The following is a 13,786-nucleotide window of genomic DNA, read 5'->3' as shown; positions in this document are numbered from 1 at the left end:
AGTCGAGATCGCTCCTCCCCTGCCGCCCCCGACTTGGCACCCCTGCTTCGCCCTTGTCGTGCTTCTGCCAGCTCTCAAGCCGCGTTCGCCGCACTTTGCTGCTGCCAGCGCGGTCCTGCATCGCGCCCGCGTGGCCGCAATCATACCTGCCCGCCGACGCCGGGGTCAGGTGGCGGCGTGATCCGCATCATGCGAAACTAGGCAGAGTAAATACCGTGCGGGGATGTTGCCGGGGGCCTTGTTCAAGCCTCGGGGAAGCAGGCCGCGCCCGCCCTTCACCCTCTGCCGAGACAAAAATCCTTTAATCGATTTGGAATGTCGCAAGATGGCTGGACGATCCATTCTTGTCTGACTATTGGTGGCGACATCGCTGAAGCAATAAGCGGCGAAGGACAAGAACAGGGAGATCGATGATGCGCAAGGCACTCGCATGTCTGCTGACGACCGCCGCACTGGTGGCTCCGGCAGGTTCCGTTATGGCTCAGGACAGCACCGCACCGGCCGCCGGGGACGGCTCTGAAATCATTGTTACCGGCATCCGGCAAAGTCTTGCAGCGGCGCTGGAGACCAAGCGGAATTCCAATCAGATCGTGGATTCGATCGCATCGGAAAGCCTGGGCAAGTTCCCCGACACCAACATCGCCGAATCGCTGCAGCGCATACCGGGCGTGTCCATCGACCGCAGCGGTGGCGAGGGGCAGACGGTGACGGTCCGCGGCTTCGGCCCGGAATTCAACACGGTGCTGCTGAACGGCCGCCGGCTGGTGTCTGACACGGGCGCCCGCTCCTTCAATTTCGACGTGCTGCCGGCGGAGCTGGTTGCATCGGTGGATGTGTACAAGAGCGCGCCCGCCGACCTGCAGGCGGGCGGCATCGGTTCCACCATCGTCCTGAACACCTTGCGCCCGCTGGACCTGAACGAGCGGCAGATCGTGCTGTCGGGCAAGGCGCTGTACGAGGATCTGTCGGGCGAGGTCACCCCGCAGCTGTTCGGCCTGTTCAGCGACACCTTCGCGGACGACCGGCTGGGCGTGCTGGTGTCCGGCAGTTACCAGCGGCGCAAGAACCGCATCGACCGCTTCCTGATGGACGGTGTGCTGAGCGCGCCGCGCGACAGCCTGACCCTGATCGCGGACGATCTGGCGGCGCAGGGCTATGGCCCGGATGATCAGTTCTTCATTCCGCAGAACCTCAACGTCAGCCCGATCGAGGAGGATCGCGAGCGCATCACGGTCAACGCCACGCTGCAATATGAGGCGACCGACAATCTGACCCTGACGCTGGATGGCCTATACAACAGCTTCAACGTCTTCTCGACCAGCAACGCGCTGACCTTCTTCGTCACGCCGTCGATCATCACCTCCGCCCAATTCGACGAGAACCGCAACGCCACGCAGTTCACGCAGACGATCGACGCGGCGATCGACCACACCAGGTCGGAACGCGACCGGCCGACCAACCTGTATGCGTTCGGCTTCAATGCCGCCTGGCAGGTCGCCGATACGCTGGAGGTCAGCACGGACACGTCCTGGTCGCGCGCCACCTCCGGCGGGGCGGAGAATACGGGCGTCGTGGTGCTGGGCTTCCGCGATGTGAACAACATCTACACGCTGAATTACGACGAGCAGGGCTTCCCCTCCGTCACCGGCGTGGTGCCGGGCGATGTGGCCGATCCGAGCCTGCCCAAGGCGCACTTCACCCTGCTGGGCAGCGGCGGCGGGCCGCTGGGCGGCGGCGCGGACTTCCGGGACGAGCTGTTCGAACAGAAGCTGGATGCCCGCTGGACGCCTGACCAGGGCAACCTGACGGAACTGAAGTTCGGCCTGTATTATGCGCGGCAGAAGCAATCGACCGATTCGCGCCTGTCGGCCGACCCGATCCTGTGCCTGTATTGCGGCTATCAGGTCGATGTGCCCGACAGCCTGTTCACCCCCACCTCGCTGGGCAGCGATTACCTGGGCGGCATCCTGGATGTGCCGACCACCTATCTCAGCTTCAGCGTGGACGATGCTGTCAGCTACCTGCAATCGCCCGAAGCGGCCGCCACGCGCGACACCACCCTGGGCCTGGCGCCCGGCACCACGCAGGCGGTGCTGGACCAGTATGGCGGCTTCCGCCTGTACCAGCGGCCCAATTCCAGCCGCGTGAAGGAGGAGATCGTCAGCGGCTATATCGACAGCACGCTGGAGGGCGATCTTGGCAGCATGCCGTGGGTCATCAATCTGGGCGCGCAGTTCGTGCGCACCAAGACCACGGCCTTTGGCATCTCGCAGCCCTTGCTCGACCTGATCAGCAGCGGTGACCCGACGCTGTACCAGACCGTGCTGGGGGAGGCGCAGACGGTCAGCGAGTCGAACAGCTACTACTCCCTGCTGCCCAGCTTCTCGGCCCGCCTCAACCTGACGGACGATCTGGTGGCACGTTTCGCCGCGACGGAGACGATCACCCGCCCCCCGCTGGGCGCGCTGTCGCCGCGACAGGTCATCGGCACCACCCGGCCGGGCAATCTGCAGGCGTCAAGCGGCAACCCCGACCTGCAGCCGTTCGAGGCGTTCAACCTCGATCTCTCGCTGGAATGGTATTACCAGCCCAACGGCTACATCGCGGTGGCCGGCTTCCGGAAGGATGTGCAGAACTTCCTGGTCAACGTGGTCCAGAACCGCGTGTTCGAGATCGCCGACCGGGACAATCTGTTCAACGGCAACCCGACTTTCGAGGTCAGCACGCAGGACAATCTGGAGCAGGCGACCGTCGAAGGCGTGGAACTGAGCGTGCAGCATATCTTCGAGTACCTGCCCGGCCCGCTGTCCGGCCTCGGCTTCCAGGCGAACGCCACCTTTGTCAGCAGCAATGCGGAACTGGAAACGGGCGACCTGACGCAGACCTTCGCCCTGCAGGGCCTGGGCGACAGCTACAATGCGGTGGTGTTCTACGAAATGGGCGGGCTGGAGGCGCGGCTGGCGTGGAACCGGCGCGAGAAGTTCCTGCAGACCGCGGTCGGCTTCGGCGGAGAGCCGGCCTATGTGCAGCCTTACCAGCAGTGGGATGCGCGCGTCAGCTACGCCCTGACACCGAACCTGTCGGTGTTTGTCGAAGGGGTGAACCTCACCAACGAGGCAAATCAGCGGACGGGCCGCTACGACAACCAGATCCTGCTGTATGAAGAGACCGGCGCCCGTTACGCTCTGGGCATGCGGGCGGACTTCTGATGCTCGCACGTGACAACGGGGTGAAGCAGATGACCACATTCGACCGACGCGCCTTCATTGGCACCAGTGCCCTTGCCGGAATGGTCCCCCTGCTGGGGTCCGCCCCGGCACAGGCGCAGTCCGGCGCGGCGACGCAGGCATCGGCAGGGGCGGGCACCCCGCCGCTGCTGGCACCCCGCCCGCCGATGGGCTGGAACAGCTGGAACTCCTTCGCGACCACCATCACCGAACGCCAGGCGCGCGAAGTGGCGGCCGTGATGGCCCAGCGGCTGCTGCCCGCCGGCTACGACGTCTTCACCGTGGATATCCAGTGGTACGAGCCCGATGCGACCGGCTATGATTACCGGCCCGGCGCCAATCTGGCGATGGACGGCAATGGCCGGTTGCAGCCCGCGCCCAACCGCTTCCCCAGCGCCGCGCGCGGGGCGGGCTTCAAGTCCTTGGCGGATTACGTCCACGGCCTGGGCCTGAAGTTCGGCGTCCACCTGATGCGCGGCATTCCGCGGCTGGCCTATGAGCGCGACCTGCCGGTGCTGGGCACGAACTATACGGCACGGCAGGTGACCAATCCGCTATCCGTCTCCACCTGGAACAGCGACATGTACGGGGTCGACATGACCCATCCCGGCGGGCAGGCCTATTACAATTCGGTCTTCGCGCAGATGGCCGAATGGGGCGTCGATTTCGTCAAGGTGGACGATATCAGCCGCCCTTACGAGGACAATTGGGCGGAGGTCGAAGGCATCCGCGCCGCGATGGATGCCACCGGCCGGCCGATGATCCTCAGCCTGTCGCCCGGCGAGGCGAACCTGGCCTGGGGCGCGCATGCCCAGAACCACGCGCAGATGTGGCGCATCTCCGACGATTTCTGGGACGAATGGCAATTGCTGCTGGACCAGTTCGGCCGGCTGGAGAAGTGGAATGGCTTCCGCCGTCCCGGTGCCTGGCCCGATGCCGACATGCTGCCGCTGGGCCGCCTGCGCATGGGCGAAGGCGACACCAAGTTCACCCGGGACGAACAGCAGACGCTGATGACCCTGTGGTCCATCGCCCGGTCCCCGCTGATCATGGGCGGCGACATCCGGTCCATGGACGATGCCACGCACCGGCTGCTCACCAATGCGGAGATGATCGCGGTCAACCAGCATTCGGTGAACAATCAGCCGATCTGGCGCGATGACCGGCAGACCGTGTGGCGCGCGCAATCGCCGGCCGGCGACCGGATCTATGCCGCCTTGTTCAACCTTTCCGATCGCCCCCTGCCGATCGACCAGCCCCTGAAGGCACTGAACGCGCCGGAGGAGGCGCGGGTGCGCGATATCTGGACCGGGCAGGAGGCGACCGTCCGCAACAACCTGTCGATCGAATTGCGGCCGCATGGCTGCGCCTTCTACTCGATCGCGGCGCAGGCCTGATTGCACTGACTTATCACCGGCCTGTGGATTGTCGCAGGCCGGTGATCCTTGACGGCGGGAACGGATCAGCGGAACATAAGGGGAACACGCGAGTCGAGATCCCCATGTCTGCCGTTGCCGGTTCCCATCCTGAAATCCTGTCGCGCCTGCGGGAAAGCGTTGCCGATCTGTGCCTGCGGCAGGCACAGGCCGTGCCGTTCGGCGTGGCCGGGATCGATGGCCGGCTGGCCGATGGCGGGCTGGATGGCGCCGCCCTGCACGAGATCGCGCCCGCCGCCCCGTCGCTGAACGACGAAGCCGCCGCCACCCTGTTCGCCGCCGGCATCGTCGCGCGCCTGGCGGTGGCGGCCGGCAGCCGGGTGCTGTGGGTGGCCAGCCGCTTCGACCTTTATGCCCCCGGGCTGGAGCAGGCGGGCCTGCCGCCGGGCCGGGTGATCTTCGCCGAAGGGCGCGACGATCGCGAGGTGCTGGCGCTGATGGAGGACGGGCTGCGGCATGCCGGCCTGGCGGCGGTGATCGGCGAGGTGCGCCGCGCCGACATGACCGCCAGCCGCCGGCTGCAGCTGGCCGCCGATGCCGGCAAGACCCCGGCCCTGCTGGCGCGCCGCTGGCGGCGGCAGGGAACCTGTCCGCTGAGCGAACTGTCCGCCGCCACCACCCGCTGGCGCATTGCCTGCGCGCCCTCCGCCCCCCTGCCCGCCCCCGGCGTCGGCCGGGCCCGCTGGGCCGTGGAGCTGGTCCGCCAGCGGGGCGGTAATCCCTTTTCCCTGACGGTCGAGGCTTGTGATGACACGGGTTGCCTCGCTCTACCTGCCGATGCTGCCCACCGAGCGGCTGCGGCGGTTGGAGCCGGCGCGCGCGCAGCCTGAGCCGCGCGCCGCCCCTTCCCTGCCGGTCGATGACGACCCCGGCGCCTGCTCGGTGCCGCGGGGCGGGCACTGGCGCCCTGGTGCGCGCTGGGCGCGCTCGGATCGGGCAGCGGGGGATCGGGCAGCGGTTGCGGCCGGTGCTGCCGCGCTGCCGCTGCACCAGCAACCCACCATGCGCGAGCTGGGCCGCCGGTCGGAAGCGGCCGAGCATCCGTTCAAGGGCCGCGCACACGCACCACTTGCCGCCCCTGCCGCTCCACTGCCAATCGCACCTGCCGCCGCCCCGCTGATCCTGGCGGCACCCGTCGGCAACCGCCAGCTGATCGCCGCCGCCTGCCCGGCCGCGCTGGCGCTGGGCCTGGCCCCCGGCATGGCGGTGACACAGGCGCGGGCGCTGGTGCCGGGGCTCGACATCCGCCCGGCCGATCCCGCCGCCGACCGCGCCGTCCTGGACCGGCTGGCGCTGCATGCGGTGCGGCACTGGACACCCACTGCTGCCGTCAGCGGCGATGACGGCATCTGGCTGGACCTGACCGGCGTCGCGCATCTGCATGGTGGGGAGGAACGCTTCTGCCGCCGGGTGATCGGCCTGTGCCGCCGGCTACGGCTGACGGCGCGGATCGCGGTGGCGGGCACGCCGGGTGCGGCCCATGCGCTGGCGCGGTTCGGCGGGCAGCCAGTCGTGCGGATCGCCGGCGGTAAGGAGGCACAGGCGCTCAGCCCCCTGCCGCTGGCCAGCCTGCGGGTTCCGCCCGACATCCTTTCTGCTGCTTCCCGCTTCGGTTTGGAGCGGGTCGGCGACCTGCTGCCCATGCCACGTGGGCCCTTGGCGCGGCGGCTGGGCCTGCCCGCCTTGCGCCGGCTGGACCAGGCGCTGGGTCGCGTCGCCGAACCGATCGTGCCGGTCGTGCCGGAAGAAGTGCCGGTCGCCACGCTGCGCCTGCTGGAACCGATCGGCACGGCGGAGGCGATCGAGCAGGTGATCCGCGATCTGCTGGCGCTGCTGGTGGAGCAGTTGCGCGAAGGGGGCGCGGGCGCCCGTGCGCTGGTGCTGGCGCTGGAACGGGTGGATGGCAGCGAGCAGCGCCTGCCCATCGGCACGTCACGCGCCACGCGCGACGCGGCCCATCTGGCGCGGCTGTTCCACCTGCGCATCGAGCGGATCGATCCGGGCAGCGGGATCGAGACGATGCGGCTGGCAGCGACCCGCACCGAGCCGCTGGGCGCCACCGCGCTGGGCACCACGCTGGCGGGCGATGACGGCCCGGCGGACCTGTCCACGCTGGTCGACCAGCTGGCCGGGCGCGCCGGGGCGGAGGCGCTGTTCACCGTGGGGGCAGTGGAAAGCGACGTGCCCGAGCGCGCGACGGCGCGCCACGGCCCGCTGGACGCGCCGCCCGGCTGGCCCGCCTGGACGCGCCCGGTGCGGCTGCTGCGCCGGCCCGAACCGTTGAGCAATGTGCTGGCGCTGCTGCCCGACCAGCCGCCGCGCCGCTTCACCTGGCGCGGGCAGGCCCATGCCGTGGTGGCGGGCGACGGGCCAGAGCGGATCCATGGCGAATGGTGGCGCCGCGATGGCGAGGTGTGGGCCGTGCGCGACTATTTCCGGGTGGAGGACGATAGCGGCGCCCGCTTCTGGCTGTTCCGCCGGGGCGATGGCGTGGACGCGGCCACCGGCGATCTCAGCTGGTACATGCACGGGATGTTCGGCTGATGGCTTATGTCGAGCTGCAGGTGACGAGCCACTTCTCGTTCCTGCGCGGCGCGTCCTCCCCTGCGGAGCTGTTCTCCGCCGCCGCGCTGCTGGGCCACACGGCGCTGGGCATCGCCGACCTGGGCAGCGTGGCCGGGCTGGTGCGCGCCTGGGATGCGCAGAATGGCACCGGCGTGCGGCTGATCTGCGGCACACGGCTGGTGCTGGACGATGGCCGTGGCCTGCTGCTCTACCCCATCGACCGCGCCGCCTGGTCGCGCCTCACCCGGCTGCTGACGATCGGCAAGGCCCGCGCCGGCAAGGGCGGCTGCACGCTGGGCTGGAGCGACGTGGTCGCGTGGAGCGAGGGGCTGATCGCCATCCTGCTGCCGGACCTGCCGGGGGAGGTGACCGCCCACCATCTGGCCGAACTGCGCGAAGTGTTCGGTCGGCGCGGCTATTGCTCGCTGGCCTTCCGCCGCCGGCCGGACGATGCGCTGCGGCTGCACCAGCTGGCGGCGCAGGCGGCGGCGGCGGGCGTGCGCGCGGTGGCCACGGGCGATATCCTCTACCACTCGCGGGAGGCCCGCCTGCTGCAGGATGTGGTCACCGCCATTCGGGAAAAGTGCACGATCGACACGCTGGGCCACCGGCGCGAACGCCATGCCGACCGGCACCTGAAATCGCCGGAGGAGATGGAGCGCCGCTTCGCCGCCTTCCCCGACGCGATCGCCGCGACGCAGGACATCGCCCGCGCCTGCACCTTCGACCTCAAGGAACTGAGCTACCAGTACCCGCACGAGGAGGTGGTCGCGGGCCTGACCGCGCAAGAGGCGCTGGAGCAGCTGACGCGCGAGGCGGTGGAGCGCAAGTTCCCCGATGGCGTGCCGCCGCCCTACAGCAAGCAGATCGCGCACGAATTGCAGCTGATCAGCCAGCTCGGCTACGCTCCCTACTTCCTGACGGTGAACAGCATCGTTGCGGAGAGCAAGCGGCGCGGCATCCTGTGCCAGGGGCGCGGATCGGCGGCGAACAGCTGCGTCTGCTATGTGCTGGGCATCACCAGCATCGACCCGATCAAGCACGAATTGCTGTTCGAACGCTTCGTCTCGGGCGAGCGGCGCGAACCGCCCGATATCGACGTCGATTTCGAACATGAGCGGCGCGAGGAGATCATCCAGTGGATCTATGACACCTATGGCCGCAACCACGCCGCGCTGACCGCCGTCGTCACCCGCTACCGCGCGCGCGGCGCCGTGCGGGAGGTGGGCAAGGCGCTGGGCCTGCCCGAGGACCTGACCAAGGCGCTGGCCGGGCTGGTCTGGGGCTGGAGCCAGGACGGTGTGGGCGAGAAGCAGGTCAATGAACTCGGCCTCAACCTGGAGGACCGCCGGCTGCGGCTGGCGCTGGAGCTGGCGCGCAAGCTGATCGGCGTGCCACGCCATCTGTCGCAGCATCCGGGCGGCTTTGTACTAACGCATGACCGGCTGGACGATCTGGTCCCGATCGAACCCGCCGCCATGGTCGACCGGCAGGTGATCGAATGGGACAAGGACGATATCGATGCGCTGAAGTTCATGAAGGTCGACGTGCTGGGCCTGGGCATGCTCGGCTGCATGAACCGTGCCTTCACCCTGCTGGAGGAAACCAAGGGCGTGCGGGTGGGCATGGACGACCTGCAGGACGATGACCCTGCCGTCTATGCCATGATCCAGCGCGCTGACACGCTGGGCACCTTCCAGATCGAGAGCCGCGCGCAGATGTCGATGCTGCCGCGCATGAAGCCGCGCGAGTTCTACGACCTGGTGATCGAGGTCGCCATCGTGCGCCCCGGTCCGATCCAGGGTGACATGGTCCACCCCTATCTGCGCCGGCGCGAAGGCAAGGAAGCGGTGACCTATCCCATGCCCGCGCTGGTGCCGGTGCTGAGCAAGACGCTGGGCGTGCCGCTGTTCCAGGAACAGGCGATGAAGGTCGCGATCGTCGGCGCAGGGTTCACGGCGGTGGAGGCCGACGCGCTGCGCCGCGCCATGGCGACGTTCAAGTTCACCGGCGGGGTCAGCCACTTCTACGACAAGCTGGTGGAAGGCATGGTGGCGCGCGGTGCACAGCGCGAATTCGCCGAACGCACCTTCAAGCAGATCGAAGGCTTCGGATCGTACGGCTTTCCCGAAAGCCACGCCGCCTCCTTCGCCAAGATCGCCTATGCGAGTTGCTGGATGAAGCACCATCATCCGGACGTGTTCTGCGCCGCCTTGATGAACGCGCAGCCGATGGGCTTCTACGCCCCGGCGCAGGTGGTGCGCGACGCGCGCGAACATGGCGTGGAGGTGCGGCCCGCCTGCATCAATGCCAGCCGGTGGGACTGCACGCTGGAGCCCGGACGGGGGCCGTATCTGGCGGTGCGGCTGGGCCTGCGGCAGGTGCGCGGCCTTGCCAATATCCACGGCGCGGCCATCATCGCCGCGCGGGGCGACACGCCGTTCGGATCGGTGGAGGAGGTCTGGCGCCGCGCCGGCGTGCCGCGCGCCGCGATCGAGCGGCTGGCGGAGGCGGATGCCTTCCATTCACTGGGGCAGGACCGGCGGCAGGGCCTGTGGAAGGTGCGCGGGCTGGGCGAAGCGCCCCTGCCGCTGTTCGCCGCCGCCGACGCGCGCGAGGATGCGTTCAGTCCGGAAGGGCTGGAGCCGGAAGTGGCGCTGCGCCCCCTGTCGGACGGGCGCGAGGTGGTGGAGGATTACCGCGCCTTGCAGCTATCCCTGCGCGCCCATCCGCTGACCTTCCTGCGCGACGACCTCGCCCGCCGCGGCATCGTGCGCTGCGCCGATCTGGCGCGCATCCGCGATGGCCGCCATGTGGAGGTCGCCGGCATCATCCTGGTCCGGCAGAAGCCGGGATCGGCCAAGGGCATATTGTTCATCACGATCGAGGATGAAAGCGGGGTCGCCAATGGCATCATCTGGCCCGACCGGTTCGAGGCGCAGCGGCGCACGGTGATGTCGGCGGCGATGATCGGCATCAGGGGCCGCGTGCAGAAGGAAGGCGAGGTGATCCACGTCATCTGCGACCGGATCATCGACTATGGCGACCTCTTGGCCAAGGTCGGGCAGATGGACTTTCCCCACGCCACCGGGCGCGGCGACGGCGCGCGGCATAGCGGTGCGCCCGATCGCGGCGACAAGGGCTGGCGACCGGGCCCGCGCGACCTCTACTGGCCGCCGCACTCCACCGGCATGGACCCGGAGGAGGCGATCCGGGTCAAGACACGCGACTTCCGCTGAGGCCCCGTTTGCGCCACCGCATCGCCGATCAGGATCAGCGTGGGCAGATCGGCGGCAAAGGCCTTCACCGCCAGCGGCAGCAGGTCCAGCCGGGTGCGCAGCAGCTTTTCATCGGGCAGGCTGACATTGCAGGCGATCAGCGCCGGCGTGCTGCCGTCCAGGCCCGCGCCGATCAGGCTGCGGCTGACCTCGCCCGCCGCCTCCCGCCCCATATAGATCGCCAGCGTGGCATCGGCCTGCGCCAGCGCCGTCCAGTCGAGGTCCAGCGCGGCGCCGCGGCGGGTGTGCGCGGTCACGAACTGCACCCGGCGGGCGATGCCGCGCAGCGACAGCGAGAGGCCGGCGGAGGCCGCGGTGGCGCTGGCGGCGGTGATGCCGGGGCAGATGCGCACGGGGATGCCGGCATCGCCCAGTGCGGTCAGCTCCTCCATGGAGCGGCCGAAGATCGACGGATCGCCCCCCTTCAGCCGCACGACCCGCGCGCCGGCCAGCGCCGCCTCCACCAGCAGCGCGTCGATCGTGCCCTGGTCCTTGCTGTGCCGTCCCGACCGCTTGCCCACCGGCACCAGCCGCGCCTGCGGGGCCAGATCCAGGATGGCGGGGCCGACCAGCGCATCGTGAAACACCACCTCCGCGGCCGCCAGCAGCCGCTCCGCCTTGCGAGTCAGCAGTTCGGGATCGCCCGGCCCGGCGCCCACCAGCCAGACCGTGCCTGCGGGGAAGTCGTCAGCCATGCGCCGTCTCCAATGTCTGTTCGGCCAGAATGCGGGCCAGCGCCGGGCGGCACGATCCGCAATTGGTGCCTGCGCCCAGCGCCGCGCCGATCGCGGCGACATCCACCAGCTGCTGGCTGCGGATCGCGGCGACGATGGTGTTGAGGCCCACATCCAGGCAGGCGCAGACCACCGGGCCACGGCTTTCCTGCTGCCCCGGCGCGCGGCCAGCCAGCACCAGCGGGCCATGCTCCGCCCCCAGCTGCGCCACCAGCCAGTCGCGCGGCGGCAGCTCGCCGCTGGCGGTGACGAACAGGGCGGCGGCGAGGCGGCCATCCTGCAGCACGGCGATGCGGCGGGTACCGCGTGCCGGATCGCTCGCCTCCATGCGGTGCCCTGCCGGCAGGCTCGCTTCCGGCAGCTCGCCATCGCCCGCAAGTTCGAACAATACGCCGCCCGGCACCGCCACGCGCACCGCCCATGGGGTCGACGGCAGCGGCGCATCGCCCCGCAGGATCAGGAAGCCGCGCCAGCCCAGCGCCACCGGCTCCAGCCGGGCGGGTGTCTGCTTGAAGCCGGGCTGGCCGGACACGGGATCGGTCCCGTCGCGCGGCAGCAGGCCGGTGCGCCCGCCGCTGGCGGTGCGGTCGGTCCAGTGGATCGGCGCGAACAGCTCCCCCCGCCGCTGCCCGGTGGCAAGCGCCACGCGGAACAGGCTGGCGCCCCGTGGCGTCGCCAGTCCGGCAAGTCCGCCATCGGCCAGGCCCAACGTGGCGGCATCCGCGGGATGCACCTCCACCAGCGGCTCTTCCCGATGGCGCGCCAGCTTCGGGCTGAGGCCGGTGCGCGTCATGGTGTGCCAGTGGTCGCGATAGCGGCCGGTGTTGAGGGTCATTGGCCAGCGTGGCAGCGGCGTGTCCGGCTCCCGCTGTTCCACCGAAACCAACCGCGCCCGCCCATCCGGAGTTGGATAGCGGCCACTGGCAAAGGGTTCACCGCCCCAGCAAACCGGCTCCAGCCCATCGTAATCGCGATTGGTCAGCGCCGCGAGGGCGCCCAGGTCCAGCACCCGCGCGCCATCATTGCGATAGGTCGTTAGCCGGGCATGTTCGCGCCAGATCTGCGCCGGATGGTCATAGGCGAAGGCATCGGCCCAGCCCATGCGCCGGGCAACCTCGCTGACGATCCACCAGTCCGGTCGCGCTTCACCCGGCAGCGGCAGCACCGCGCGCTGGCGGCTGATGCGGCGTTCGGAATTGGTGACGGTGCCGTCCTTCTCCCCCCACGCGGCCGCGGGCAGGCGGACATGGGCGTGGAGCGAGGTATCGGTCGCCTCCATCACATCGGACACGACCACGAACGGGCAGCCGGCCAGCGCCTCTCGCACCCTGCCGGCATCAGGCATGGAGACGGCAGGGTTAGTCGCCATGATCCACAGCGCCTTGATCCGGCCCTCCCCCACCGCGCGGAACAGGTCCACCGCCTTCAGCCCCGGCTTCGTGGCGATGTTCGGGGCGGCCCAGAAGCGGGCGACATCGGCGCAGTCTGCGTCAGAAAAGCCGCGATGCGCCGCCAGCGTGGTGGCCAGTCCGCCGACCTCGCGCCCGCCCATCGCATTGGGCTGCCCAGTGATGGAGAACGGCGCGGCACCTGGCTTGCCGATCCGCCCGGTGGCGAGGTGCAGGTTCAGGATCGCATTGCCGCCGTCGGTGCCACGGATCGACTGGTTCACGCCCTGGCTGAACAGGGTGACGGTACGGGGATGCGCCGCGAACAGGTCGAAGAAGCGTTGCAGGTCGGTCGGCGGCAGGTCGCAACCCTTCGCCACGCTCCACAGATCGTGGCCGGGGGCCAGCGCCTCCCAGAAACCTTCGGGCACGTTCAAGGCGCTGTCATCCACCAGCCCCTCACGGCGGCAATGGGCCAGCAACCCGTTCATCAGCAGCACGTCGCTGCCGGGCCTGAGCGGCAGATGCAGGTCCGCACCCTCCGCCGTTTCGGTGCGGCGCGGGTCGATCACCACCAGCTTCGTGCCGCGCCCCTCCTGCGCGGCTATCATCCGCTGGTACAGCACCGGGTGACACCAGGCGGTGTTCGATCCCACCAGCACCAGCAGGTCCGCCGCTTCCAAATCGGCGTAGCCGGCGGGCACCACATCCTCGCCAAAGGCGCGGGTCTGCGCGGCGACCGCGCTTGACATGCACAGCCGTGAATTGGTGTCGATATTGGCGGAGCCGATGAAGCCCTTCATCAGCTTGTTGGCGACGTAGTAATCCTCCGTCAGCAACTGGCCGGAGACATAGAAGGCGACGCTGTCCGGCCCGTGCTGCCGGATCGTGTCGGCAAAGCGCCGGGCGACGAGTCCCAGCGCCTTGTCCCAGCTCACCCGCTTGCCCGCCTCGGCCCGACCGATCATTGGGCGCAGCAGGCGCCCCTCCAGCCCGACCGTCTCGCCCAGATGCGTGCCCTTGGAACACAGCCGCCCGCCATTGGCGGGATGCTGCGGATCGCCGGCGATCTCCAGCGCGCGATCGCCCGTGCGGCGGGCCAGCACGCCGCAGCCGACCCCGCAATAGGCGCAGGTGGTGCGGACGGCGCCGTCCATT

7 protein-coding genes are annotated in these 13,786 nt (G+C 69.4%); 5 read left to right on the top strand and 2 right to left on the bottom strand.

Annotation, left to right across the window (positions count from 1 at the left end):
- Positions 1-410 precede the first annotated feature (410 nt).
- The 5 genes from D5S08_RS12305 to D5S08_RS12285 all read left to right on the top strand — a co-directional run bounded on the left by D5S08_RS12305 (position 411) and on the right by D5S08_RS12285 (position 10,467).
- Positions 411-3,209, top strand: coding sequence for a TonB-dependent receptor (locus D5S08_RS12305; RefSeq protein ID WP_121118935.1), 2,799 nt, complete (start codon positions 411-413; stop codon positions 3,207-3,209).
- 29 nt (positions 3,210-3,238) lie between these two features.
- Positions 3,239-4,624 (top strand): glycoside hydrolase family 27 protein, encoded by a 1,386-nt coding sequence (locus D5S08_RS12300; RefSeq protein WP_121119061.1) that lies wholly within the window; start codon positions 3,239-3,241, stop codon positions 4,622-4,624.
- Positions 4,625-4,728: 104 nt separating this feature from the next.
- Positions 4,729-5,493: an ImuA family protein gene (locus D5S08_RS12295; RefSeq protein ID WP_241557379.1), complete on the top strand. Its 765-nt coding sequence runs from the start codon at positions 4,729-4,731 to the stop codon at positions 5,491-5,493.
- Entirely contained in the window at positions 5,411-7,207 is a 1,797-nt protein-coding gene (locus D5S08_RS12290) for a Y-family DNA polymerase (RefSeq protein ID WP_121118932.1), read from the top strand. Before D5S08_RS12295 ends, D5S08_RS12290 begins: the two co-directional genes overlap by 83 nt.
- The gene (locus tag D5S08_RS12285) at positions 7,204-10,467 is read left to right on the top strand and encodes an error-prone DNA polymerase (RefSeq protein ID WP_121118931.1); all 3,264 of its coding nucleotides are present in this window, start codon (positions 7,204-7,206) and stop codon (positions 10,465-10,467) included. Before D5S08_RS12290 ends, D5S08_RS12285 begins: the two co-directional genes overlap by 4 nt.
- On the opposite strand, the gene cobA is transcribed toward D5S08_RS12285, so the two are convergent.
- Positions 10,395-11,201: a uroporphyrinogen-III C-methyltransferase gene (gene cobA, locus D5S08_RS12280; protein ID WP_121118929.1), complete on the bottom strand. Its 807-nt coding sequence runs from the start codon at positions 11,199-11,201 to the stop codon at positions 10,395-10,397. The two genes, D5S08_RS12285 and cobA, sit on opposite strands and share 73 nt — an antisense overlap.
- Complete coding sequence (locus D5S08_RS12275; protein ID WP_121118927.1) at positions 11,194-13,785, bottom strand: nitrate reductase; 2,592 nt, start codon at positions 13,783-13,785, stop codon at positions 11,194-11,196. Before D5S08_RS12275 ends, cobA begins: the two co-directional genes overlap by 8 nt.
- Position 13,786 lies beyond the last annotated feature (1 nt).

It is taken from the genome of Croceibacterium ferulae, assembly GCF_003660445.1.
GTDB lineage: Bacteria > Pseudomonadota > Alphaproteobacteria > Sphingomonadales > Sphingomonadaceae > Croceibacterium > Croceibacterium ferulae.
The sequence above is the reverse complement of the archived record's forward strand: the minus strand, read 5'-3'. Positions and strand labels throughout refer to the sequence as shown.